The following is a 24,535-nucleotide window of genomic DNA, read 5'->3' as shown; positions in this document are numbered from 1 at the left end:
CGACCGTGCGCTCTCGCCGCGTTCTGCACTCGGTGGAGTCCCACACCGAGGGCATGGCGACCCGGGTGATCACCGGCGGCGTCGGCGTGATCCCGGGCGACACGATGTTCGCTCGTCGCGAGTGGTTCCTCGAGCACTCCGACGACCTGCGGACCCTGCTGATGTACGAGCCGCGGGGCCACTCGGCGATGTCCGGCGCGATCCTGCAGCCCCCCACGCGGCCGGACGCCGACGTGGGAGTGCTGTACATCGAGGTCAGCGGCTGCCTGCCGATGTGCGGCCACGGCACGATGGGGGTGGCGACCGTACTGGTCGAGACCGGCATGGTGCCGGTCACCGAGCCGGTGACCACCGTGCGGCTCGACACTCCGGCCGGCCTCGTCATCGCCGAGGTCGCCGTTGCCGACGGAGCGGCGACGAGCGTGACCCTGCGCAACGTCGCCTCCTACCTCGACGAGGCCGACGCCTGCGTGCAGGTGCCGGGTCTGGGCGAGGTGCGCTACGACATGGCCTACGGCGGCAACTTCTACGCCGTCGTCGAGCTCGACCAGCTCGGGCTGCCCTTCGACCGGGCCGCCAAGGACGAGCTGCTGCGGGCGGGGCTGTCGATCATGGACGCCATCAACGCCCAGCGCCGGCCCGTGCACGCCGAGAACCCCGGCGTGAGCGGCTGCCACCACGTGCAGCTGGTCGCGCCGGGCTCGACGCCCCAGCACTCCCGGCACGCCATGGCCATCTACCCCGGGTGGTTCGACCGCTCCCCGTGCGGCACCGGCACGAGCGCGCGCCTGGCTCAGCTGCACGCCCGCGGCGAGCTGGCCGTCGGCGAGGAGATGGTCAACGAGTCCTTCATCGGCACCCGGTTCCACGCCCGCGTGCTGGAGGAGACGCAGGTCGCGGGACGGCCAGCCATCATCCCGTCCATCACGGGCCGGGCCTGGGTGACCGGCACCGCGCAGTACTTCCTCGACCCCTCCGACCCGTTCCCGGCGGGCTTCCTGCTCTGAGCCTCGCCTGCTCTGAGCTCCAGCACCGTCCGCACCGTCCGCACCCCGAAGGTGAGCCCCGTGATCGTCAGCCGCAGTCCGCAGCAGCCCACCGACGTCGTCGTCGAGGTGGCAGCCACCGAACCCGCACAGGTCGAGGCCGCAGTGGCTCGGGCGCGAGCCGCCCAGCGTGGCTGGGCCCAGGCCGCCGCGCCCCGCGCCGCCGCCCTGCACGCGGCCGCCGACCTCGTCGCCACGCGCGCCGAGCAGCTCGAGGCGCTCGTGGTGCGTGAGGTAGGCAAGCCTCGCGCCGAGGCCCGCGGCGAGGTCGCGCGCACCGCCGCCATCTTGCGGTACTACGCCGAGCAGGTCTTCGACCCGGTCGGTGCCGTGCACGAGCCGTCGCTGTCTGGCCTGCTGCTGACCCAGCGTCGGCCGCATGGCGTCGCCGGGCTCATCACCCCCTGGAACTTCCCGCTCGCCATCCCGCTGTGGAAGGCCGCGCCCGCGCTGGCGTTCGGCAACACGGTGGTGCTCAAGCCGGCGCCCGAGGCCACGGCCTGCGCGCTCGCGCTCGCCGAGATCCTCGACCAGTGCCTGCCGCCGGACGTCTTCACCGTCGTGCCCGGCGAGGCGCAGACGGGCCAGGCTCTCGTGCAGTGCGCCGACGTCGTCTCCTTCACCGGCTCGGTGGGCGCCGGGGGCGCCGTGGCGGCCGCAGCGGGCGCGCGGGGCGTGCCGGTGCAGGCGGAGATGGGCGGCCAGAACCCCGCGGTCGTGCTCCCCGACGCCGACGCGCAGACCGTGGCCTCGCACCTCACGGGCGCCGCGATGGGCTACGCCGGGCAGAAGTGCACGGCCACCAAACGCATCATCGTGGTCGGCGACCCCGGCCCCCTGCGGGAGGCCCTCGTCGCGGCGGTCGAGGCGCTGCCCGTGGGCGATCCCGCGCGCGCCGAGACGGTGGTGGGCCCCGTGATCAACGAGGGGGCCCGCCAGCGCGTGCAGCAGGCGGCCGCGTCCGCGCGGGCGGCGGGCGGGCGGCTGCTCACCGGTACGCGGTCGGTCTCGGACGACGGCTGGTACGTCGCGCCGACGCTCGTCGAGGGCGTGCCGGCGTCCCACGAGCTGGCCTGCGAGGAGGTGTTCGGCCCGATCTGCCTGCTGCAGCAGGCGTCCGACGTCGACCAGGCCGTCGCCATGGCCAACGGCGTGCGGTTCGGTCTCGCGGCAGGGCTCTACACCAACGACCTCGACGCCGTGCTGGCGCTCACCGGCCGTCTCGAAGCGGGCCTGGTGAAGGTCAACGCACCGACCTCGGGGGTGGACTTCTACCTGCCCTTCGGTGGCGAGAAGGCCTCCAGCCTCGGGGGCCGCGAGCAGGGCAAGGCCGCCCAGGACTTCTACACCTCCGTGCACACGGTCACCATCGCCCGCCCGTAAGCGGGACCTGTTCGTCCGACCTGTCCGATCTGCGGCGCCAACCATCTCGTCTCGGTCGGATTCCTTTCTGCCGCAACCTTCCGCAGCCCCTCGACCTGTGGCATTGTCCTGTACAACGTCACACCGCACTGAAAGGAACGTCACATGAGACGTCGACGCTTGGCCCGCCTGCCCCTCGTGGCCGCAGCGAGCGCCGCCCTGCTGCTCACCGCGTGCGGCAACGGCTTGCTCTCCGAGGACAAGGCCGGTGACAGCTCGTCCGGCCCCATCCTGCTCGGCATGCTCGCCCCGATGTCGGGCAGCAGCGCCGCCATCGGTCCCTACATGAAGAACGGCGCCCAGCTGGCGGTCACCGAGATCAACGCCAAGGGCGGGGTCGCCGGACGCAAGCTCGAGCTGCGCGTCGAGGACGACGCGTGCGACGCCAAGACGGCGACCGCGGGCGCCAACAAGCTCGTGACCCAGGGCGTGAAGGTCTCGGTCGGTGGCTATTGCTCGGGGGCCACGCTCCCGACCCTGCCCATCTTCGCCAAGGCCGATGTGCCGATGCTCATCCCGGCGGCCAACTCCAACGAGCTGGTCAACCAGCACCTGCCCAACGTGTTCCTGCTCAACGGCACCGGCACCCAACAGGCCGACGCCGCACTCGCCTACCTCACCAAGATCCAGTCCGCGCGCGTCGCGGTGATGGACGACAACACCAGCTACTCCAAGGACATCGCCGACCTCACCGCGGAGCGGCTGAAGCAGGCCGGCGGTCCGGAGCTCGCCGGACGCGACTCGGTCACCCCGGGCGAGAGCGACTACAGCGCGAACGTCACCGCCGTGCTGAAGACCAAGCCCGACACCATCTACTGGACGGGGTACTTCCAGGAGGGCGGCCTGATCATCCGCCAGCTGCGCCAGGCCGGGTACCAGGGCAAGATCCTCGTCGCCGACGGCAGCGTCGACGCCAAGCTGATCGAGATCGCTGGGGCCAAGAGCGCCCAGGGCGTGCTCGCGACCATGACGCCCACGCCGGAGACGATCGAGAGCGCCAAGGGCTGGATCCAGAGCTACAAGGCGACGTTCAACAGCGACCCCGGCCCCTACTCCACGCAGTCGTACGACGCCGTTCGCGTTGCGGCCGAGGCGATTCGGGCCGCCGGCAGCACTGACGGCAAGGCGGTCGACAAGGCTCTGGAAGCGCTGAAGGACTTCCCGACCTTCGCCGGGCCGTTGACCTTCACCAAGGACCACACGCTGTCTCGGGGCGGCTTCCTGATCCTGAAGGTCAGCGACGGCCACTTCGTGCTCGAGGACTCGCTGCAGTAGCGACCGCAGTTCTCACCGCGACCGCCCTCGCCGGCGCCGTCCTCCTGCGACGCCGGCGGGGGCCCGTCCGAAAGGCCCCTTGCATGACCCAGCTCATCTGGAACGGCATCTTCGTCGGTGCCTTCTACGCGCTCGTCGCGCTCGGCTACAGCATGGTGTACGGCATCATCAAGCTGCTGAACTTCGCGCACGGTGACATCTACATGGTCGGCGCCTTCGCCGGCTTCGCCATGATCGGGCTGCTGGGGAGCGTGTCGGCGGCGGCCACCCTGCCGGTGCTGCTCGTCGTCCTCGTCGCGGCCATGCTGCTGTCGGGTGCCGGCGGGCTCCTGCTCGAGCGGGTGGCCTATCGGCCGCTGCGCGGGTCGCCGCGCCTGTCGGTGCTGATCACCGCAGTGGGGGCGTCGTTCGCCCTCGAGTACGGCATGCGCCTGGTGGCTGGGCCGAACCCGCGGGTCTACGGGCTGCGCCTGGAGGGCTCGTCCGTCGAGCTCCTCGGTGCGCGCGTGAGCATGCAGCAGGTCGCGCTCGTCGTCGTCGCGGTCGCGCTCATGATCGCCCTGCAGTACCTCGTCATGCGCACCCGCACCGGGCGCGCGATGCGCGCGATCGCCGAGGACAGCACCGCCTCGCTGCTCATGGGCATCAACGTCAACGCCGTCATCTCGCGGACCTTCTTCATCGGGTCGGCGCTGGCGGGTGCGGCCGGGGTCATGGCCGGCGCCTACTACGGCAAGATCGACTTCCTCATGGGGTTCGTGATCGGCCTCAAGGCGTTCACGGCCGCGGTGATCGGCGGCATCGGCAACATCAAGGGCGCCATGCTCGGCGGCCTCACCCTCGGCCTGCTGGAGTCGCTCGGCACGGGGTGGCTCGGAGGTCAGTGGCGCGACGTCTTCGCGTTCGGCTTCCTCATCGTCTTCCTGGTGGTGCGGCCCACGGGCATCCTCGGCGAGCGCGTCACGGAGCGTGTGTGATGGCCGCCGGACTGCACTCCTGGGCCGGACGCCGGCTGGGCTGGCTGGCCCTCGTGGCCGCGCTGCTGGCACCGTTCGTCAACGCCAGCCCGTACACCCTGAGCGTGCTCACGTCCGCGGCGCTGTTCGCCATGCTGGCCGTCGGGCTGAACATCGTGGTGGGTTACTGCGGGCTCCTCGACCTCGGGTACGCCGCCTTCTTCGCGATCGGCGCCTACACCAGCGGCGTCCTCAGCACGCGGTTCGACTGGCCCTTGCTGGCCACCGTGCCGGTGGTCGTCGCCGCGTCGGTGTTGGCCGGGATCATCATCGGTGGCCCGACGCTGCGGCTGCGCAGCGACTACCTGGCCATCGTCACGCTGGGGTTCGGCGAGATCATCCGCATCACCGCCAACAACCTGTCCCTCACCGGTGGGCCGTCAGGGATCTACGGCATTCCCGGTCCCAGCGTCTTCGGCCTCGACCTGGGCTCGCCGGTCGCGCTGTACTTCACGGTCGTGGTCGTCCTGGCCCTGGCGGTGGTGGCCGCTGGTCGGCTCGGTCGCAGCCGGATCGGTCGGGCGTGGCGCTTCGTCCGCGAGGACGAGGACGCCGCCGAGGCCGTCGGCGTCCACACCTACAAGGTCAAGCTGGCCGCCTACATCGCCGGCGCGATCTGGGGTGGTCTGGCCGGTGTGCTCTTCGGTGCCCAGCTGTCCGCCATCTCCCCGCAGAGCTTCACCTTCCTGCAGTCGGCGCTCGTGCTCATGGCCGTGGTGCTCGGCGGCATGGGGTCCAACCCCGGTGTGATCGTGGGCGCCGTGGTCATCAGCGTGCTGCCCGAGGTGCTGCGCGGGGCCGCCGACTACCGCTTCTTCGTCTTCGGCGTGCTGCTCATCGCGATGATGATCTTCCGCCCGCAGGGGATCTGGCCGCACCGCGTGCGCGAGGTCGTCGACCGAGACGACGAGCCCTTCGCCGTCCCCCCCGTCGACAGCGCACCGGCGTCGGAGGTGCCCCGATGAGCAGCCTGCTGGACGTGCGGGGGCTGACCCTGCGCTTCGGCGGCGTCACCGCCGTCGACGACCTCAGCTTCAGCGTGGCTCAGGGCGACATCGTCTCGGTGATCGGACCCAACGGGGCCGGCAAGACCAGTGCGTTCAACTGCATCACGGGCTTCTACAAGCCCACGGGCGGCACGGTCAGCTTCGCCGGCCAGGACATGACCGGCTGGCGGCCGTCGGCGATCGCCTCGCTCGGCGTCGCCCGCACCTTCCAGAACCTGCGGTTGTTCGGCGAGCTGACGGCGCTCGACAACGTGCGGGCGGGCATGCACCTGACCCTCGAGCAGAACGTGTTCGACGCCATCTTGCACACTCGGCGGTTCCGCCGCGGTGAGCAGCACGCCACCGCTCAGGCGCACCACTGGCTCGACTTCGTGGGCCTGCGTGGCGACCGCGGCGGCCCGGCCAGTGCCCTGCCGTACGGCGAGCAGCGGCGGGTCGAGCTGGCGCGGGCTCTCGCGCGCGGGCCCCGGCTGCTGCTGCTCGACGAGCCCGCGGCCGGGCTCAACCACACCGAGAAGGGCGAGCTGCTCGACCTGCTCGGCCGGATCGGCGACCTCGGGATCGCTGTCGTGCTGATCGAGCACGACATGGGGTTGGTGATGCAGGTGTCGCGGCGCATCGTCGTGCTGAACTTCGGCCGCGTCATCGCCGAGGGCCAGCCCGACGCCGTCCGCAGCCACCCCGCCGTCATCGAGGCCTACCTCGGGCGCGCCGACGACCCGGCCGCGCCGCCCACCGAAGGAGCACGCGGGTGAACGCGCTGGAGCTTCGCGACGTCAAGGTGGCGTACGGGCACGTGCAGGCGCTGCGCGGCGTCTCGCTCAGCGTCGGCGACGGCGAGATCGTCGCCTTGCTGGGCAACAACGGCGCGGGCAAGACGACGACGCTGGCGACGGTGTCGGGTGTCGTGCGCGCACGCGAGGGGTCGGTGCACGCGTTCGGCACCGACATCACGCGCGCCAACCCGTGGGACGTCGTGCGGTCCGGAGTCATCCACGTCCCGGAGGGCCGGCGGATCTTCTCCCGGCTGAGCGTGCACGAGAACCTCCAGCTGGGCGGCTACCTGGTCGACGACGCACGCGAGGTGCACCGACGCATCGACCACGTCTACTCGCTGCTGCCCCGGCTGGCCGAGCGCAGCCACCAGCAGGGCGGCACGCTCTCGGGCGGCGAGCAGCAGATGCTCGCCATCGGGCGCGCGCTGGTCAGCGGACCCAAGCTGCTGATGCTGGACGAGCCGTCGATGGGACTGGCCCCGCTGGTGGTGGCCCAGGTCATGGACGTGATCCGGACGGTCAACGCCGAGGGCACGTCCGTGCTGCTGGTCGAGCAGAACGCGCGCGCGGCGCTGCAGATCGCCCACCGCGCCTACGTCGTCGACACCGGCGAGGTGAGCCTGGACGGACCCGCGTCCGAGCTCATGCACGACCCGCGGGTGCTCGAGGCGTACCTGGGCGCGTGAGGTGCTTTGACCTGTGACATGTGACCAGGAGCGAGCGAGTAAGGTCAGAGCGTGCCGAGTAGATCAGGAGCCATCTCGCCCGAGCCCATCGGAGACGAGCGGCTGTTCACCGAGTTCCCCGGACGCAACAGCATCCGAGAGCAGGTCGCCCATGCCCTGCGCGCGGCGTTGGTGTCGGGGCAGATGCGGCCCGGAGTGCTCTACTCCGCTCCGGCCCTGGCCGCGCAGTTCGGCGTCTCGCCGACGCCGATCCGCGAGGCCATGCTCGACCTGGTCAAGGAGGGCCTGGTCGTCGCGGTGCGCAACAAGGGGTTCCGGGTCACCGAGCTCGCCGACAGCGAGCTCGACGAGATGTCCGACATCCGCCAGCTCATCGAGGTGCCCACCGTCGCGAAGATCGCCCGGCGCTGCTCAGGCTCCGTGGCCGACCAGGTCGAGGCGCTGCGCCCCCTCGCCCGGCGCATCGTCGAGTGCGCCGAGAAGGGCGAGCTGATCGAGTACGTCGAGGCCGACCGCCGCTTCCACCTCGACCTGCTCGGCCTGGCCGGCAACCAGCACCTGGTGCGGGTCGTCGGCGAGCTGCGGGCCCGCAGCCGGCTCTACGGTCTGGAGCAGCTGGCCAGCCGGGGCGACCTGGCGGCCTATGCGCGCGAGCACGAGGAGATCATCGACCTCGTCCTGGCGCGCGACGCCCGAGGCGCCACCAAGGTCATGAAGCACCACATCCGGCACGTGCGCGGTTCGTGGGCCGGGCTGCCGGAGGACTAGCGGACGTCGTCCGTCTCGCCCCCCGGAAGCGCCGCGACCGGCGATTGACGTCGCCGAAGCGCAGCCTCTAGTTTCAGCGCCACCAGCCAGACCAGTGACACAACTGCACACGCCGTTCGAACCGCAGCGGGAGAGCGCACGTCCGACGTGCCGCCGAAGGAGCAACTTCTCCCCAGAATCTCTCAGGCCCCCATGACCGCTGCGGTGAGGCGAACTCTGGAAAGCAGGACGACGTCCTGCACCCACGGTGCAAGCCGCGCTCGCGCGGTGAAGCTCTCAGGTCCCATGACAGAGCAGGGGAGGCCACCCATCCCGCCGCGCGTCGTCGCGGCTGAGCGCAGGGAGCCTCCGCCATGACCGAACCGTCGCACGCACGCCAGACCGCCCTGCACAGCAGGCACGTCGCACTCAGCGCGTCCCTGACCGACTTCGCCGGCTGGCAGATGCCGCTGCGGTACGGCAGCGAGCTCGAGGAGCACCGCGCCGTGCGTACCTCCGCCGGGCTATTCGACCTGTCGCACATGGGCGAGATCGAGGTGGTCGGGGCCCAGGCCGGTGAGCTGCTCGACCACGCGGTGGTCAGCCGGGTCAGCCCGATCGCCGTCGGCAAGGCGAAGTACACGCTGCTGTGCCGCGAGGACGGCGGCATCCTCGACGACCTGATCGTCTACCGCCTCGCCGAGACCCAGTACCTCGTGGTGGCGAACGCCGCCAACACCGACGTCGTGCTCGATGCGCTGCGCGAGCGGGCCGACGGCTTCGCTGCCGACGTCGTCGACCAGCGCGAGAGCTGGGCGCTGGTCGCCGTCCAGGGCCCGCAGGCGAGCGCGATCCTGTCGGCGCTCACCGACGCCGACCTCACCGAGCTGAAGTACTACGCGATCTTGCGCACGGACGTCGCGGGGCGGCCGGCGCTGGTCGCCCGCACCGGCTACACCGGCGAGGACGGGTTCGAGGTCTTCTCCGACCCCGCTGACGCCCCGGCCGTCTGGGACGCGCTCGTCGAGGCGGGTGCGCCGCACGGGCTGGTGCCGGCCGGGCTCGCCTGCCGCGACTCGCTGCGCCTCGAAGCGGCGATGCCGTTGTACGGCAACGAGCTCGACACCTCGACCACGCCGTACGCCGCCGGTCTCGGCCGGGTGGTCAACCTCGAACGACCGGAGGACTTCGTCGGGCGCGCCGCCCTCACGCGCGCTGCGGACGAGACCGTGGGCCGGGTGCGGGTCGGGCTGCGCGCCGAGGGCCGGCGCGCACCCCGCACCGGCTACACCGTGCTCGACCCGGGCACCGGGCGCGAGGTCGGCCGGGTCACCAGCGGTGCCTTGTCGCCCACGCTCGGCCACCCCATCGCCATGGCGTACGTCGACCACGGCCTCGCGGAGGTGGGCACGCGGCTGGACGTCGACGTGCGCGGCACCCGCCTCAACGCCGAGGTCGTCCCGCTGCCGTTCTACCGCCGCGCCCGCTGACGCGCGCCGTCACCACCTCGTCCCCGTCATCCCCCTGAGGAGAGCCATGCCCATCCCGACCGACCGCCAGTACACGGCCGAGCACGAGTGGGTGCTCGTCGACGGCGACGTCGCCACCGTCGGCATCACCGAGTTCGCAGCGAACGCCCTCGGCGACGTGGTCTACGTCAGCCTGCCCGAGCCGGGCAGCACCCTCACCGCCGGTGGCGTCTGCGGGGAGGTCGAGTCGACCAAGTCGGTCAGCGACCTGTTCGCGCCCTTCTCCGGCGAGGTCACCGAGACCAACGCCGACGTCGAGGCCGACCCCAGCCTGGTCAACGCCAGCCCGTTCGAGCGCGGCTGGCTGTTCCGCGCCCGGATCGAGGCCGCCGACGGCCTCCTCGACCCAGCGGCCTACGCCGCCCTGACCGACAACGCCTGAGAGGCCGAGATGAGCCAGCCCAACGCACTGAACGAGCCGCTGCACAGCGTCGACCCCGAGGTGGCCGCTGCACTGGATGCCGAGCTGCGGCGTCAGGAGTCGACCCTGGAGATGGTCGCGTCGGAGAACTTCGCTCCGCTGGCGGTCATGCAGGCCCAGGGCTCGGTGGCGACCAACAAGTACGCCGAGGGCTACCCGGGACGGCGCTACTACGGCGGCTGCGAGCACGTCGACGTCATCGAGCAGCTGGCCATCGACCGCGCCAAGCAGCTGTTCGGCGCCGAGTTCGCCAACGTCCAGCCGCACTCCGGCGCCCAGGCCAACACCGCCGTCTACTTCGCGCTGCTGCAGCCCGGTGACACGATCCTCGGTCTCGACCTCGCCCACGGCGGTCACCTCACCCACGGCATGCGGCTGAACTACTCCGGAAAGCACTTCGACGTCGTGCCGTATCACACCGGGGCCGACGGCCGGGTCGACCTGGACGAGGTGCGCGCGCTGGCTCGCGAGCGCCGGCCCCGGATGATCGTGGCGGGCTGGTCGGCGTACCCGAGGGTCCTGGACTTCGCCGCCTTCCGGTCGATCGCCGACGAGGTGGGCGCGCTGCTCATGGTCGACATGGCGCAATTCGCCGGCCTGGTGGCCGCGGGCCTGCACCCCAGCCCGGTACCGCACGCGCACGTCACGACGTCGACCACCCACAAGACCCTCGGTGGGCCGCGCGGCGGGATCATCCTCACCGACGACCCCGCCCTCGCCAAGCGGATCAACTCCGCGGTCTTCCCCGGCATGCAAGGCGGACCGCTCGAGCACGTCATCGCGGGCAAGGCGGTGTGCTTCGCCCTGGCGATGTCGCCCGCGTTCCGCGACCGTCAGCAGCGCACCCTCGAGGGCGCGCGCCTGATCGCCGAGCGCCTGGCTCAGTCGGACGTGCGCTCGGCGGGCGTCGAGATCGTCAGCGGCGGCACCGACGTCCACCTGGTGCTGGTCAACCTCGTCGAGTCCGAGCTGGACGGCCGGCAGGCCGAGGACCGGCTGCACGCCCTGGGGATCACGGTGAACCGCAACGCGGTGCCGCACGACCCGCGACCGCCCATGGTGACGTCGGGCCTGCGCCTCGGCACCCCGGCGCTGGCCGCGCGCGGCTTCGGTGCCGCCGAGTTCGCCGAGGTGGCCGACATCATCGCGGCCGCGCTGAGCAGTGGTGCTGCCGAGCCCGCCGTCGCCGACCTGCGGGCACGGGTCGAGGCGCTGGCTGCCGCGCACCCGCTCTACCCCTCGGTGGCGCCGCTGTCGGAGCCGGCGCTCACGCACTAGTCGCGCCCGTCGGGGCGCCGGCCAGGCTCCTCGGCTCGGCACACGTGCTGGGTCGCGAGCGAGCCGGCGCCGTTGTGCCACAGTTCGCTCATGGCGTCCCGACAGGGTGCGAGCGCGCGGTCTCGCCACGTCTTCGCGCTGCGCGTCGGCCGGCGGCTGGCGGTGTCGGCAGCGGTCGGCGTGGTGGTGGGTGTGGCGGCGTGGGCGTTCGGCGGCGCGCTGTTCGCGCCGGCCCTCGCGTGGGACGCCGCCGCGGCGACCATGCTGGCCTGGACCTGGTGGATCATCTGGCCGCTGGACGCCGACGACACGGCGGCCCACGCCACGCGCGAGGACCCCAGCCGGGCCGCGAGTGACGCCCTGCTGCTCGGTGCGGCGATCGCCAGCCTCGCCGCGGTCGTGCTCATCCTGGTGCGGGCCAGCAGCACCAAGGGCGTCGCGGCCGACCTGCAGGCGGCCCTCGGCGTGCTCACCGTGCTGCTGGCCTGGCTCGTCGTGCACACGGTGTTCACCCTCAGGTACGCGCGGCTCTACTACTCCGGCACGGACGGCGGAGTCGACTTCAACCAGGATGACGAGCCCTGCTACAGCGACTTCGGCTACCTCGGCTTCACGGTGGGGATGGCGTTCCAGGTGTCGGACACGGCTCTGACCACTCGGGCGATGCGGTCCACCGCCTTGCGTCACGCCCTGCTGTCGTACCTGTTCAGCACGGTCATCGTCGCCACGACCATCAACCTCGTGGCCGGGATCGGCAGCTCGGGCTGAGCCGCGACGGCCCGGACGTCTGGGGGGCGCCTCGCGCTCGGGACTAGGGTGCGCACGTCATGAGTCCTGCAGACGCACTCGAACCCCACCCACGCACGCCGCGAGAGCGCCTCGTGCGCAGCGCGTTGGAGCTCGTGGGTCGCCAGGGTCCGAGCGGCACCGGGCTGCGGGCCGTGGTCGAGCGCGCCGACGCGCCGCGCGGGTCGCTGCAGCACTACTTCCCCGGCGGCAAGCGGCAGCTGGTGACTGAGGCGCTCGAGCTGGCGGGACGCGCGGGTGCGCGCTCGGCCCGTCCGGCGCATCCCGCCGGGCGGCCGTCCGAGGTGCTGGTGGCGCTTGTCGAGACCTGGCGGCGGTGGCTGACCGAGTCGCAGTACGCAACCGGCTGCCCGGTGGTGGCGACCGTCGTCGACGCCTCGGACGCCGACGCCGGGCTGCGCGAGGCCGCGGCCGCCGCCTTCGCGCACTGGCAGTCGGCGGTGGCGGACGAGCTGGTCACGGCAGGCGTCGACGTCGCGCGGGCGACGTCGCTGGCCGGCGTCGTCCTGGCCGCGCTGGAGGGAGCGATCCTGGTGTGCCGCGTGCGCCATGACGTCCAACCGCTCGACGACCTGCTGGCCGAGCTCGCTCCGGTACTGGACGCCGCGGCCGGCTGACACCGCACTATGACATCTGTCATAGTGCGTGCCGGAGGTGGTCATGGCCACGCACGGGCGCGCAGCCGTCGGCTTCGTCGGCACGGGGATCATGGGGCTTCCCATGGCGACGAACCTCGCGCGAGCCGGCGTCCCGCTGGTCGTCTGGAACCGGACGCCGCAGCGCGCGGCGCCCCTGACCGCCTTCGGGGCGTTGGTGGTGGACGACGTCGCAGAGGTCTTCGCGGGAGCCGACGTCGTCATCGCGATGCTGGCGGGCGAGCCGGCGCTGGACGACGTGCTGGGCCGGGGCACGCCGCGGCTGGCCGAGCTGGTGGCGGGCCGCACGCTCGTGGCGATGGGCACGACGTCGCCGCCGTACTCCCGATCGCTCGCCGCCGAGGTGCGGGCTGCTGGTGGCGAGTACGTCGAGGCCCCGGTGTCGGGGTCGCGAGCGCCCGCTGAGGCCGGCACGCTCGTCGCGATGCTGGCGGGACGCGACGCCGCCGTCGCCGCCGTCGAGCCGCTGCTGCAGCCGATGTGCCGTGAGGTGGTGCGCTGCGGTGACGTCCCCGAGGCGCTGCTGATGAAGCTCGCCGTGAACGTCTTCCTGATCGCCACCGTCACCGGCCTGGTGGAGGCGTGGCACTTCGCCGACCGGCACGGCCTCGACCTCGCGACGTTCCGCCGCGTCGTCGACAGCGGCCAGATGGCCAGCGACATCTCTCGGGTCAAGACCGCGAAGCTGCTCGCCGGTGACCTCGCCCCGCAGGCTGCGCTCGCCGACGTCCTGATGAACAACCGCCTGATCACGGCGGCCGCGCGGGAGGCCGGCATCTGCTCGCCGTTGCTCGACGTCTGTGACGGCTTGCTGAACGAGGCGGTTGACCTCGGGCGCGGAGCGCACGACATGGTGGCCGTGCAGGCCGCGCTCGAGGCCCGCACCGACCGATCGGCTCTCACCGATCTCTGAGGGAGCGCGCGTACGGTCGGCCGGATCGCGCGAGCCGCCGCGACGTCCGCCGCTCGAAAGGCCGCCATGCCCGTCACCACGTCGCTGCACCACCTCGACGACCGGCTGATGTACGCCGTGAACCGCCTCACCCGAGCCACCCCGGCGCTGCACGGTGCCGTCCTGGACTTCGCGACGTACGGGATCGCCGTGTTCCTCGTGCTTCTCCTGGCCGCGCTCCTCGTTGCTCGCCAGCGCTCGTCGCGTGACCTGGCAGCCACGGGCTGGACGGCGCTCGCGGCCCTGCTCGCGCTGGCCCTCAACCAGCCGCTCGGGCACCTCGTGCGCGAACCGCGCCCGTACGCCGTCCACCCGCAGCTGCTGCGCCTGGCCGACGTCACCAGCGACTTCTCGTTCCCCTCCGACCACGCGGTGATGGCCGGCGCGGTCGCCGCGGGGCTGCTCATCGCGCACCGGCGGCTGGGTGCGGTCGCCGTCGTCGCGGCGCTGGTCATGGCGTTCAGCCGCGTGTACGTCGGCGCGCACTACCCGTGGGACGTGGTGGCGGGGCTGCTCTTCGGCTCCCTCGTGGCCCTCGGCGGGTGGCTGCTGCTGCGGCAGCCGCTGACCGCCGCCACCGCTTGGCTGCGCAGCGCGCCTGGCGTGCGGTCGGTCTTCGGGGAGGCGTCAGTCGCGGTGGGCTGACGCCAGGCTTCAGATCGGGTTGACGTGGTCGCGGTGCGCCCGCGGCTCGCACTGGATCGTGGCGTGCGTGACGCCGTACTCCTCTGCCAGCAACGCGCAGACGCGGTCGAGCACGCTGTGCAGGTCGGCGTCGTCGTCCAGAACCACGTGCCCGGTGGCGGTCTCGAGGCCGGACGTGACGGTCCAGATGTGCAGGTCGTGCACCTCGGTGACGCCGTCGAGCGCGACGATCGCGCGCTCGACCTGCGCGACGTCGACGCCCGGCGGCGCGACCTCCATGAGGATCCGCAGCGCCTGGCCCATGAGCCGCCAGGTGCGGGGCAGGATGAACACGCCGATGGCGACGGCGACGAGCGGGTCGGCGTAGCGCCAACCGGTGGTCCAGATGAGGATCGAGGCCACGATGACGCCGACCGAGCCGAGCATGTCCGAGAGCACCTCGAGGTGGGCGCCGCGGACGTTGAGCGACTCCTTCGCGCCGGCCGACAGCAGCCGGAAGCTGATGACGTTGATGACCAGGCCGATGACAGCGACGACCAGCATGGGGACGCCGGGCACCTCGGGCGGGTGCGTCCAACGGCGCCACGCCTCGAACAGCACGTACCCCGCCACCGCGAAGAGCAGCAGTCCGTTGGCCAGCGCGGCGAGCACCTCGAGCCGGTAGGCGCCGTAGGTGCGCTGCGAGTGCGTGGCGCGCTGGGCGAGCGTGATCGCGGCCAGCGCCATGCCGAGGCCGAGGACGTCGGTGCCCATGTGGGCGGCATCGGACACCAGGGCCAGTGAGCCGGTCGCGATGCCGACGACGACCTCGACCACCGCGTACGTTGCGGTCAGCGTGAAGGCGACGAACAGTGGACGGCGGTGCCGGGCACCGGCGGACACCGCGCTGGTGTGGCTGTGGTCGTGACCCATCAAGCGTCCCCGGCCGACGGAGCGTGGCCCAGGTGCTCGCGCGTGACGTCGAGCAGCAGCCGCACGTGGCTGTCGGCCAGGCGGTAGCGCACCATGCGGCCGTCGCGGCGGTTCGTCACCACGCCGGCGGTGCGCAGCAGCCGCAGCGCGTGCGACAACGCCGACTGCGACATGTGCACCATCTCGGCCAGGTCGCACACGCACGCCTCGCCGACCTCGAGCAACGCGAAGAGCACGCGCACGCGGCTGGGGTCGGAGAGCAGGTCGAAGACGCCGGCGATCTGCACCGACTCCGCCTGGCCCAGCAGCAGCGGCTCGGCCGCGGCCACCTTGCCGCGGTCGACCTGCGAGGTCGAGCACGCGTCGAGCCCCACCACCTGCGCGCGACCCATCACCACTCCCGTACATGTGAACGATCTGTCATATGACGGTAGCAGCCGGCCCTACGATGGCGGCCATGTCGACCACCGCACTCACTCCGGCCACCGCGGTGGGGGCGTCATGACCCACGAGCTCGCCAAGGCCCACGACTCGCACGACGACCACGACCACGACGGCGATCACCACCACGATCACCCCACGACGTGGTGGGGTCGGGTCACGCACACCGCCCTCGAGCTCGTCGGCGCCGGCCACTCCCACGACGCCGCCGACCAGGTCGACGAGGCCCTCGAGGCTGACTCCCGTGGCCGCCGCGCGCTGTGGCTGAGCCTCGCGGCGCTCGCCGTCACCGCGCTGCTGCAGGCCGTCGTCGTCGTCCTCACCGGCTCGGTCGCGCTGCTCGGTGACACGCTGCACAACGTCGCGGACGCCGTCACGGCCTTGCCGCTGCTCGTCGCCTTCTGGCTGGCGCGCAAGCCCGCGAACGACCGGTACACGTACGGCTACGGCCGCGCCGAGGACCTCGCGGGCCTGTTCGTCGTGGCGATGATCGCGCTGTCGAGCGTGCTGGCGGGATACGAGGCGATTCGCCGCCTCCTCGATCCCCAGCGCGTCGACCACCTCTGGGCCGTGGCGGCGGCCGGGGTCATCGGCTTCGCCGGCAACGAGCTCGTGGCGCGCTACCGCATCCGCGTCGGGCGGCAGATCGGCTCAGCCGCGCTGGTCGCCGACGGGCTGCACGCCCGCACCGACGGTTTCACGTCACTGGCCGTGGTGGTCGGTGCGGGCGGCGTCGCCGTCGGGCTGCCGTGGGCCGACCCCGTGGTGGGGCTGCTCATCGCGGTGGCGATCCTCGGGGTGCTGCGCTCCGCGATCGCGCAGGTGGGCGCGCGGCTCATGGACGCCGTCAGCCCCGACCTCGTCCCCGCAGCGCGCGAGGCGATCGGGGCGGTCGAGGGCGTCGTGGCCGTCGAGAGCGTGCGGCTGCGCTGGATCGGCCACACCCTGCACGCCGACGCGGAGGTCGTCGTCCCGGCCGGCATCTCGGTGGCCGAGGGGCACGACATCGCGCACCACGCCGAGGCGCACCTGCTCGAGCGGCTGCCGCGGCTGCACTCCGCGGTCATCCACGTCGGGCCGGCCTCGGCGTCCGACTGAGCCGTCAGGCATCGAGGTGCCGCAGGCGCGGCCAGGCCTGCGCCCACGACCCGGCCGGCCCGTCGCACACCCAGACGCCGTTGCCGTCCTCCTCGTTGTCGACACCGGTGTCGAGCGTCGCCGCTCGGCGGCAGCCGGTGAGCGCGTCCGCCGACGGCGCGCGCGGCCCGACGTACACCACCGGCCCGGTCGACACCGGCGGCCCCCAGTCGCCGTACCCGTTGTGCCCGCTGAACACCGGCGCCGGAGCGCCGTACCACTGCAGCGCGCCCGCCTCGCCGTAGTTCGAGGTGAGCACCACCGCGTTCGCGCGCTGCTCATCCGGTAGCGCCGCGACGACGCCGCGCACCGTCGCGACGACGCGCGGCCACCCGATGGTCTCCATGCCGTCCTCGTTGAGCGCCGGGTAGAACGACGCGTCGAGCGCGTGCGGGGGCAGCACCGGAAGCAGCGCCGGTAGCGGCACCAGGGCCGTCAGGCCGAGCAGGACGGCGAAGCGGCGCACCTCGCGCACTCGCCGCCGTCCGGCGTCGATGACCGCGCCCACCGCGGCCAGTGGTGGGAGCAGCCCGAGCAGGTAGTAGTGCTTGCCGCCGAGCAGTACGAACACGGGCAGCAGGACGACGTAGGCGATCCCCACCGGGCGCACCGCGACCCACTGCGGCCGCAGCAGCGCCCCCCGCAGACCGCCCACCACCAGGACGAACGCCACCGGCCCGAGCAGGATCGCCTGGAAGCCCACGAGCATGAGCGCTCCCCCGAGCGAGCCATACTCCGCCCGGATGTCGGCCCCGAGCTCGAGCTGCGGCCAGCCGTGCACCTGCTGCCACCACAGGTTGGGAGCCCACAGGGCGAGGGCCAGCACCGCGCCCGCCCACGCCCAGGGCGAGCGCAGGTGGTGACGCAGCACCGGCGTCGCGGCGATGCCGATCACGAGCCCGGCGGCGAGGAACGCCACGAGGTGCTTGTTCTCCAGGCCCACGCCGAGCACGGCGCCGACGGCCAGCCACCAGCGAGAGTCGTTGCGCTGCAGGGCAGTGACCGTGAGGCGGATGACGGCAGTCCACACGAGCAGGTCGATCGTCGAGGTGCTCAGCAGGTGGCCGACGGCCAGGACTCCCGCTCCGCCACCGGTCGCCAGGGCCGCGAGCAGCTGGGCTCCCGGGCCGCCACCCAGCTGGCGGGCGAGACCGGCGACCAGCAGCACCACCGCCCCGATCGCGAGCGCGGGCACGAGCCGCAGCGCCAGCAGCGACCCCGGTGCGACGGCGTCCGCCAGTCGCGCGATGAGCGGCGTGAGCGGCGGCTGGTCGGGGTAGCCCCACTGCAGGTGGTGGCCGGCCGCGACGAAGTAGAGCTCGTCACGGTGCGGGCCGTAGCGGCCGGACAGCGCCAGCAGCAGGACCGTCGTGCCGGCGGCCACGGCGTAGGCGGTCCAGCTGAGCCGCGACGACTGCACCGGCGGAGTCGAGGCAGCGGTCGTGGCGGTGGTCACCGGCAGATCCTGGCACGCATGACACTGCGGGCGGCCACCTTGGCGTGCGCGGTCGCACACAGAGCGGCCCGGTGCCGGACTTCTTGCTGGATCCTGCTTGCGTCGTCGGCTCGGCGGTCCGCGGCACCGACGGTCCGTTCCAGCCAACTCTCACCAAGGGGTAGAGTCGCTGGCATGTCGGAGGGCCAGCACATGCAGATCGGCGAGGTCGCCGACCGCACGGGCCTCAGCCTGCGCACCATCCGCCACTACGAGGAGGTCGGGTTGGTGCCGCCGTCAGCGCGCAGCAAGGGCGGCTTCCGGCTCTACACCGAGGCCGACGTGGAGCGGCTGCTGCTCGTGCGCCGCATGAAGCCGCTCGACTTCACGCTCGAGGAGATGCGCGACCTGCTCGCCCTGCTCGACCAGCTCGACGCCGACGACCACCCGCGTCGCGCGGTCCTGATCGACCGGCTGTCGATGTACCACGAGGTGACGACCCAGCGGATCGACGCCTTGCGCGACCAGCTGACCGCTGCCGAGACCTTCGCCGGCGAGCTGCGTGCCCAGATCACCCGGCACACCCGGCCCCGGCGTCGGCGCGGCGAGCCCGAGCGGCCCCGCTGATCGCGTGACCGACGACCTGACCGCCGAGGCGCGGCGACGTCGCACGTTCGCGGTGATCTCCCACCCGGACGCCGGCAAGTCGACCCTCACCGAGGCGATCGCGCTGCACGCCAGCGTGATCGACGAAGCCGGTGCCGTGCACGGCAAGGCCGGGCGCCGTGGTGTGGTGTCGGACTGGATGGAGATGGAGCGTTCGCGCGGCATCTCGATCACGTCTGCGGCGCTGCGCTTCGAGTACGGCGATCACGTGGTGAACTTGCTCGACACCCCCGGACACGCCGACTTCAGCGAGGACACTTACCGCGTCCTGGCGGCCGTCGACTCCGCCGTGATGCTGCTTGACGCTGCCAAGGGACTCGAGCCGCAGACCCTCAAGCTGTTCGAGGTCTGTCGCACGCGCGGACTGCCCATCGTCACCTTCGTCAACAAGTGGGATCGCCCGGGCCTGGAGCCGCTGCAGCTGCTCGACGAGCTGGTGGAGCGGCTCGGCATCCACCCGATGCCGTTGACCTGGCCGGTGGGGGTCGCGGGGGACTTCCGCGGCGTGCTGGACGTCCGCACCGGCGAGCTGGTCGAGTTCGCGCGTACCCCGGGCGGCGCGACGCTGGCGGGCGTCCAGCGGCTCGACCCCGACACCGCGAAGCACCGCCACGGCGAGGTCTGGGCCACTGCGGTCGAGGAGTACGAGCTGCTGCGCGAGTCCGGTCACGGCTACGACCAGGCGGCGTTCCTCGCCGGGGCCGCGACACCGGTGATGTTCGGTGCCGCCGTCGTCAACTTCGGGGTCAACGACCTGTTGCGCGTGCTCGTCGACCTCGCGCCCGCACCGGGCGCGCGCATCGACGTCGACGGGCAGCCGAGGGCAGTCGACACGCCGTTCTCCGGCTTCGTGTTCAAGGTGCAGTCCGGTATGGATGCCGCGCACCGTGACCGCATGGCCTTCGTGCGGGTGTGCTCGGGACGGTTCACCCGCGGCATGGTGGTGACGCACGCGCAGAGCGGCAAGCCGTTCGCCACCAAGTACGCCCAGGCGGTCTTCGGGCGCAGCCGGGAGACGGTCGACCACGCCTACCCAGGCGACGTCGTGGGTCTGGTGAACGCGGCGGTCCTACGCGTCGGCGACTCCCTGTACGACGAGCAACCGGTGACCTTCCCGCCCATCCCGAAGTTCGCCCCCGAGCACTTCGCGGTCATCCGGTCGCACGATCCCAGCCGGGCTAAGCAGTTCCGCCGGGGCATTGAGCAGCTCGACCAGGAGGGCGTCGTCCAGGTGCTCGTCTCTGAGCGGCGAGGCGCGCAGGCGCCGGTGCTCGCCGCCGTGGGTCCGCTGCAGTTCGAGGTCGTCGAGGAGCGAATGCGTCAGGAGTTCTCGGCCCGCGTGATCCTCGAGCGCCTGGACTACTCGTTGGCGCGTCGGGTCGCGCCCGAGGTGCACGCCGACGTCGACGGACGGCGCGGTGCCGAGGTGCTGCAGCGCAGCGACGGCGTGCTGGTGGCGGTGTTCACCGACAGGTGGCGGCTGGGCTCCATCGCCGGCGATCTGCCGGAGGGGTCGCTGAGCAGCCTGCTCACCCTCTGAACCGCGTCAGTGGCCGCCGCCGAGGTGGCCGGCGAGACGGGCGTGGCGCTCGGTGCTCGACGCGTTCAGGCCCGTGATGGTCACCGTCTTGCCGTACCGCGCGTACTTGGTCTCGATGGCGTCGAGCGTCGCGACCGTGGACGCGTCCCAGATGTGCGACTGACTCATGTCGATGACGATGTTGCGCGGGTCGTGCGCGTAGTCGAACTGGTAGACGAGGTCGTTGCTGGACGCGAAGAACAGCTCACCGGTGACGGCGTACACGCGGGTGTCGTCGTCCGGGTGAGCGACGTCGACGACCTCGGTGAAGTGGGCCACGCGCCGAGCGAACATCACCATCGCCACGAGCACGCCGACCACGACGCCGATCGCCAGGTTGTGGGTGGCGACGACGACCGCGACGGTCGACACCATGACCGCGGTCTCGCTGCGCGGCATGCGCCGCAGGGTGGCGGGCCGGATGCTGTGCCAGTCGAACGTACCGACCGACACCATGACCATCACCGCGACGAGCGCCGCCATCGGGATGACGCCCACGACGTCGCCGAGCCCCACCACGAGCACCAGCAGGAACGAGCCCGCCAGGAAGGTCGAGAGCCGGGTGCGCGCACCGGACGCCTTGACGTTGATCATCGTCTGGCCGATCATGGCGCAGCCGCCCATGCCGCCGAAGAAGCCCGTGATGATGTTGGCGGCGCCCTGGCCCCAGGCCTCCCGGGTCTTGTGCGAGTGGGTGTCGGTGACGTCGTCGACGAGCTTCGCGGTCATGAGCGACTCGAGCAGCCCGACCAGCGCCATCGCCAGGGCGTAGGGCCCGATGATCCGCAGCGTCTCGAGTGTGAACGGCACGTGCGGCACAAACAGGCTCGGCAGACTGCGCGGCAGCTCGCCCTCGTCGCCGACTGTAGGCACCGACACGGCCACGAAGACGGTGAACAGCGTCAGGACCACGATCGCCACTAGCGGCGCGGGCACGGCCTTGGTGGCGCGGGGCAGCAGCACCATGACGGCGATGCCCACGGCGACGAGCGGGTAGACCGCCCACGGCACGTGCACGAGGTGGGGCACCTGGGCCAGGAAGATGAGGATCGCGAGGGCGTTGACGAACCCGACCATCACCGACCGCGGGATGAAGCGCATCAGCCGCGCCACGCCGCCGACGCCGAGGGCCACCTGCAGCACACCGGCCAGGATCACCGTGGCGACGAAGTAGTCGAAGCCGTGGTCGCGCATCACTGGGGCGATGACCAGGGCCACCGCGCCAGTGGCGGCGGAGATCATCGCGGGCCGGCCACCGAGGAAGGCGATCGAGACCGCCATGGTGAAGGAGGCAAACAGCCCGACCCGGGGGTCCACGCCGGCGATGATCGAGAAGCTGATGGCCTCGGGGATGAGAGCGAGCGCGACGACGAGGCCCGCGAGCACCTCGACGCGCAGGAGGCGCGGTGAGCGCAGGACCGAGGCGAGGGTCGTCTCCTCGTCCGCCTCGGGCGGGCGGACGGCAGCGGGCAGCGACGGTGGGGCGGTAGAGGGCACGAAGAAGCTCCAACAAGCGGGTGGGTGCCGGCTTCACAAGCGCGGCAGGCATGACGCGTCAACGCGTCGAGGACAGGAGGTGCGCAGCACGGGCTCGGCGCGCGCCGACGTCCAGACTCTACCCCAACGTGAAGGTAGAGTTGCCGGACGGTGGCTCTGGGGCGGGCTCAGCGACTCCGACGGTGTCGCACGGCAGCCACAGCCGCACGCTCGTGCCACCACCCTCGCGGGGTTGCACGTCGCACCATCCGCCGGAGGCCTGCGCCCAAGATCGTGACCCAGGGCGCCGAGACCTCGATCACCGAGAGCCTGCTCGTCGAGGACGCGCCCACCGCCCGCCGGGCCCTGCAACAGCTGCGCGACCTCGGCGTCCGGATCGTGCTGGACGACTTCGGCACCGGCTACAGCTCGCTCAGCTACCTTCGCGCCTTCCCCGTCGACGCGCTGAAGATCGACCGCTCCTTCATCGAGGCGCTGGGCAGTGGCCACGACGAGGCGGGCACGGACGGCGTCGCGATCGTCGAGGCGATCATCACCATGGCTCGCACGCTGGGGATGTCCGTGGTCGGCGAGGGTGTCGAGACCGAGCACCAGCACCGGGTGCTCGCCCAGCTCGGCTGCCCCCTGGGCCAGGGCTACTTCTACGGACGCCCGATGGCGGCCTTCGAGCTCGCAGGATCGTTGCAGCAGAAGGGATGCCTCCCGCTTCAGTGACCGACCGATCCTCCAGCCCCCGCCGGGCGCACCGCCCCTTCGGTGCTCGGCGGATCCCCTCTCGGGCCCACCCCCCTGACGGCCGAGAGGGAGGAGCGGGGCGCGCGGACCCCCCACCGCGCGCCCCGCTCCGTCATCGGGGGGCGGGCGACGTACGCTCCGCGTGTGAGCGGCGCCGACGATCCACCGCCCGTCGCGGCCGAGGCACCTGCTGACCACGCGGAGGCGCGCGTCGTGCGCTGGGTCGCTCCGGTGTTCGCCGTCTGCTCGGTCGCGCTGCTGCCGTGGGTCGCCGTCCTGGCGGTCTCGCTGCCGCACCGCGCCGTCTCGCACCACTACGCGCTCGCCTGGGCGGGGTACGACGTCGGGCTGGCCGCGGCGCTCGCGGCGACCGCGGTGGCGGCGGTGCGCCGCTCGCGTCTGCTGCCCGTGGCCGCTTCGGCCGCCGGCGCCTTGCTGCTCGCGGACGCGTGGTTCGACGTCGTGACCTCAGCGCCCGGCCGCGCTGTGCTCGAGTCGCTCGCGATGGCCGTGCTCGTCGAGCTGCCGCTGGCCGCGTTGTGCGGGTGGCTCGCGGTGCACAGCCAGGAGGTCACCGAGCAGCGGCTGGTGCTCCTGCGCCGCCGGGTCCGTCGGCACTAGCCGGGCGCTTGTCGAGGGTTCACGCNCGCTTGTCGAGGGGTGCACCCCTCGGCAAGCGGAGTGTCACCCACTGAACGTGATCAACGGGGCGGGGGCCGGGACGTTCGGCTCTGACGGGCCGGGGTGCCGGCCACGAGAGTCGGGGGCGAAGCCGAACACCGACCTCGGAGGTACCGCCATGAAGGCGCTCGTCTACCACGGACCCGGCCAGAAGGCCTGGGAGGACGTGCCGGACCCGAAGATCCTGCAGCCCACGGACGTCATCGTCCGCATCGACACCACCACCATCTGCGGTACCGACCTGCACATCCTCAAGGGCGACGTGCCAGCGGTGACGCCGGGCCGCATCCTCGGCCACGAGGGCGTCGGCACGGTCACCGAGATCGGCGACGCCGTGCAGACCATCGCGGTCGGCGACCGCGTCATCATCTCGTGCATCAGCGCGTGCGGGTCCTGCTCGTACTGCCACCAGGGCCTGTACGCGCACTGCCTCGCCGACGAGGGCGCCAGTGGCATCGGCTGGATCTTCGGCCACCTCATCGACGGCACCCAGGCCGAGCTCGTGCGCGTGCCGTTCGCCGACAACAGCCTCTACAAGATCCCCGCCGGCGTCACCGACGACGCGGCGGTCATGCTGTCGGACATCCTGCCGACCGGCTTCGAGATCGGCGTGCGGTACGGCAAGGTCAAGCCCGGTGACGTCGTGGCCGTCGTGGGCGCCGGCCCCGTCGGCCTGGCCGCGATGATGACGTCCGGCCTGTACGGCGCCGCGCGGGTCATCGCGATCGACCTCGACGACAACCGGCTGCAGCAGGCCCAGCAGTTCGGCGCCACCGACGGCGTCAACAGCGGCGCGGCAGACGTCGTCGAGCAGGTCAAGGCGATGACGGACGGGCTCGGGGTCGACGTCGCGATCGAAGCAGTGGGCATCCCCGCGACGTTCGACCTGTGCACCAAGCTCGTGCGGCCCGGTGGCGCCGTGGCGAACGTCGGGGTGCACGGCGCGTCGGTGGAGCTCGCGCTGCAGGACCTGTGGATCTCGGACATCCAGATCACCATGGGCCTGGTGAGCACCTCGACGACGCCGATGCTGCTGAAGCTCGTGGCGCAGCACAAGCTCGCCGCCGAGCGCTTCGGCACGCACCACTTCACGTTCGACCAGGTGCTCGACGCCTACGACACCTTCGCCCGCGCGGCGCAGACGAAGGCGCTGAAGGTCGTCATCAAGCGCTGAGCGCCCAGGCGGGAG

Annotated in this window: 25 protein-coding genes and 1 riboswitch; of the genes, 21 read left to right on the top strand and 4 right to left on the bottom strand. The window is 72.0% G+C overall.

Annotated elements, in window-relative coordinates; genetic code table 11:
- The first annotated feature begins 5 nt into the window (after positions 1–5).
- From ASD06_RS16530 to ASD06_RS16460, 15 genes are all read left to right on the top strand, one after another.
- Complete coding sequence (locus tag ASD06_RS16530; protein WP_056680192.1) at positions 6–1,007, top strand: proline racemase family protein; 1,002 nt, start codon at positions 6–8, stop codon at positions 1,005–1,007.
- A 60-nt stretch (positions 1,008–1,067) separates the two neighbouring features.
- Positions 1,068–2,429 carry an aldehyde dehydrogenase gene (locus ASD06_RS16525; protein WP_200942265.1) on the top strand — a complete coding sequence of 454 codons (1,362 nt, stop codon included), beginning with the start codon at positions 1,068–1,070 and terminating at the stop codon, positions 2,427–2,429.
- 144 nt (positions 2,430–2,573) lie between these two features.
- The gene (locus ASD06_RS16520; RefSeq protein ID WP_056680186.1) at positions 2,574–3,743 is read left to right on the top strand and encodes a branched-chain amino acid ABC transporter substrate-binding protein; all 1,170 of its coding nucleotides are present in this window, start codon (positions 2,574–2,576) and stop codon (positions 3,741–3,743) included.
- An 83-nt stretch (positions 3,744–3,826) separates the two neighbouring features.
- Positions 3,827–4,720, top strand: a complete 894-nt coding sequence (locus ASD06_RS16515; protein ID WP_056680184.1) for a branched-chain amino acid ABC transporter permease — start codon at positions 3,827–3,829, stop codon at positions 4,718–4,720.
- A complete protein-coding gene (locus ASD06_RS16510) occupies positions 4,720–5,724 on the top strand; it encodes a branched-chain amino acid ABC transporter permease (RefSeq protein ID WP_056680181.1) in 1,005 nt (334 codons plus the stop codon). Before ASD06_RS16515 ends, ASD06_RS16510 begins: the two co-directional genes overlap by 1 nt.
- Positions 5,721–6,521: an ABC transporter ATP-binding protein gene (locus ASD06_RS16505; protein ID WP_056680178.1), complete on the top strand. Its 801-nt coding sequence runs from the start codon at positions 5,721–5,723 to the stop codon at positions 6,519–6,521. The genes ASD06_RS16510 and ASD06_RS16505 overlap by 4 nt, the downstream gene beginning before the upstream one ends.
- On the top strand, positions 6,518–7,228 hold the full coding sequence (locus ASD06_RS16500; protein ID WP_056680174.1) for an ABC transporter ATP-binding protein: 711 nt from the start codon (positions 6,518–6,520) through the stop codon (positions 7,226–7,228). The genes ASD06_RS16505 and ASD06_RS16500 overlap by 4 nt, the downstream gene beginning before the upstream one ends.
- 87 nt (positions 7,229–7,315) lie before the next feature.
- Positions 7,316–7,996 carry a GntR family transcriptional regulator gene (locus ASD06_RS16495; protein WP_056681161.1) on the top strand — a complete coding sequence of 227 codons (681 nt, stop codon included), beginning with the start codon at positions 7,316–7,318 and terminating at the stop codon, positions 7,994–7,996.
- A 117-nt stretch (positions 7,997–8,113) separates the two neighbouring features.
- Positions 8,114–8,205, top strand: a riboswitch (glycine riboswitch).
- A gap of 144 nt (positions 8,206–8,349) precedes the next feature.
- Positions 8,350–9,465 carry a glycine cleavage system aminomethyltransferase GcvT gene (gene gcvT, locus ASD06_RS16490; protein WP_056680171.1) on the top strand — a complete coding sequence of 372 codons (1,116 nt, stop codon included), beginning with the start codon at positions 8,350–8,352 and terminating at the stop codon, positions 9,463–9,465.
- 46 nt (positions 9,466–9,511) lie between these two features.
- Complete coding sequence (gene gcvH / locus ASD06_RS16485) at positions 9,512–9,886, top strand: glycine cleavage system protein GcvH (protein ID WP_056680168.1); 375 nt, start codon at positions 9,512–9,514, stop codon at positions 9,884–9,886.
- Positions 9,887–9,895: 9 nt separating this feature from the next.
- Positions 9,896–11,203, top strand: coding sequence for a serine hydroxymethyltransferase (glyA, locus tag ASD06_RS16480; RefSeq protein WP_056680165.1), 1,308 nt, complete (start codon positions 9,896–9,898; stop codon positions 11,201–11,203).
- A gap of 90 nt (positions 11,204–11,293) precedes the next feature.
- On the top strand, positions 11,294–11,971 hold the full coding sequence (locus ASD06_RS16475; RefSeq protein ID WP_082538145.1) for a DUF1345 domain-containing protein: 678 nt from the start codon (positions 11,294–11,296) through the stop codon (positions 11,969–11,971).
- Positions 11,972–12,030: 59 nt separating this feature from the next.
- The gene (locus ASD06_RS16470; RefSeq protein ID WP_056680162.1) at positions 12,031–12,627 is read left to right on the top strand and encodes a TetR/AcrR family transcriptional regulator; all 597 of its coding nucleotides are present in this window, start codon (positions 12,031–12,033) and stop codon (positions 12,625–12,627) included.
- A gap of 43 nt (positions 12,628–12,670) precedes the next feature.
- Positions 12,671–13,579 (top strand): NAD(P)-dependent oxidoreductase, encoded by a 909-nt coding sequence (locus tag ASD06_RS16465; RefSeq protein ID WP_056681157.1) that lies wholly within the window; start codon positions 12,671–12,673, stop codon positions 13,577–13,579.
- Between the two features lie 66 nt (positions 13,580–13,645).
- Positions 13,646–14,263: a phosphatase PAP2 family protein gene (locus tag ASD06_RS16460; protein ID WP_056680159.1), complete on the top strand. Its 618-nt coding sequence runs from the start codon at positions 13,646–13,648 to the stop codon at positions 14,261–14,263.
- Between the two features lie 9 nt (positions 14,264–14,272).
- Here ASD06_RS16460 and ASD06_RS16455 read toward each other — a convergent pair whose 3' ends face one another.
- Positions 14,273–15,175 carry a cation diffusion facilitator family transporter gene (locus ASD06_RS16455; RefSeq protein WP_056680156.1) on the bottom strand — a complete coding sequence of 301 codons (903 nt, stop codon included), beginning with the start codon at positions 15,173–15,175 and terminating at the stop codon, positions 14,273–14,275.
- On the bottom strand, positions 15,175–15,567 hold the full coding sequence (locus ASD06_RS16450; protein ID WP_056681154.1) for a helix-turn-helix transcriptional regulator: 393 nt from the start codon (positions 15,565–15,567) through the stop codon (positions 15,175–15,177). Before ASD06_RS16450 ends, ASD06_RS16455 begins: the two co-directional genes overlap by 1 nt.
- 109 nt (positions 15,568–15,676) lie before the next feature.
- Here ASD06_RS16450 and ASD06_RS16445 point away from each other — a divergent pair, with 109 nt between their 5' ends.
- The gene (locus tag ASD06_RS16445; protein ID WP_056680152.1) at positions 15,677–16,714 is read left to right on the top strand and encodes a cation diffusion facilitator family transporter; all 1,038 of its coding nucleotides are present in this window, start codon (positions 15,677–15,679) and stop codon (positions 16,712–16,714) included.
- Positions 16,715–16,718: 4 nt separating this feature from the next.
- Here ASD06_RS16445 and ASD06_RS16440 read toward each other — a convergent pair whose 3' ends face one another.
- Positions 16,719–18,209: a glycosyltransferase family 39 protein gene (locus ASD06_RS16440; RefSeq protein WP_056680149.1), complete on the bottom strand. Its 1,491-nt coding sequence runs from the start codon at positions 18,207–18,209 to the stop codon at positions 16,719–16,721.
- A 174-nt stretch (positions 18,210–18,383) separates the two neighbouring features.
- Here ASD06_RS16440 and ASD06_RS16435 point away from each other — a divergent pair, with 174 nt between their 5' ends.
- The gene (locus ASD06_RS16435) at positions 18,384–18,815 is read left to right on the top strand and encodes a MerR family transcriptional regulator (RefSeq protein WP_056680146.1); all 432 of its coding nucleotides are present in this window, start codon (positions 18,384–18,386) and stop codon (positions 18,813–18,815) included.
- A 4-nt stretch (positions 18,816–18,819) separates the two neighbouring features.
- Entirely contained in the window at positions 18,820–20,394 is a 1,575-nt protein-coding gene (locus ASD06_RS16430) for a peptide chain release factor 3 (protein WP_056680143.1), read from the top strand.
- A gap of 6 nt (positions 20,395–20,400) precedes the next feature.
- Here the strand turns inward: ASD06_RS16430 and ASD06_RS16425 are convergent, their stop codons facing one another.
- Positions 20,401–21,906 carry a SulP family inorganic anion transporter gene (locus tag ASD06_RS16425; protein ID WP_056681151.1) on the bottom strand — a complete coding sequence of 502 codons (1,506 nt, stop codon included), beginning with the start codon at positions 21,904–21,906 and terminating at the stop codon, positions 20,401–20,403.
- A gap of 297 nt (positions 21,907–22,203) precedes the next feature.
- Here ASD06_RS16425 and ASD06_RS16420 point away from each other — a divergent pair, with 297 nt between their 5' ends.
- From ASD06_RS16420 to ASD06_RS16410, 3 genes are all read left to right on the top strand, one after another.
- Complete coding sequence (locus ASD06_RS16420; RefSeq protein ID WP_056680141.1) at positions 22,204–22,644, top strand: EAL domain-containing protein; 441 nt, start codon at positions 22,204–22,206, stop codon at positions 22,642–22,644.
- 165 nt (positions 22,645–22,809) lie between these two features.
- Positions 22,810–23,286, top strand: a complete 477-nt coding sequence (locus ASD06_RS16415) for a hypothetical protein (RefSeq protein ID WP_056680138.1) — start codon at positions 22,810–22,812, stop codon at positions 23,284–23,286.
- 178 nt (positions 23,287–23,464) lie between these two features.
- Positions 23,465–24,520: a zinc-dependent alcohol dehydrogenase family protein gene (locus ASD06_RS16410; protein WP_056680135.1), complete on the top strand. Its 1,056-nt coding sequence runs from the start codon at positions 23,465–23,467 to the stop codon at positions 24,518–24,520.
- Positions 24,521–24,535: the final 15 nt, after the last annotated feature.

The sequence above is a fragment of the Angustibacter sp. Root456 genome, assembly GCF_001426435.1.
GTDB lineage: Bacteria > Actinomycetota > Actinomycetes > Actinomycetales > Angustibacteraceae > Angustibacter.
Note: the sequence above shows the minus strand (reverse complement) of the source record. Positions and strands in the feature narration are given on the sequence as shown.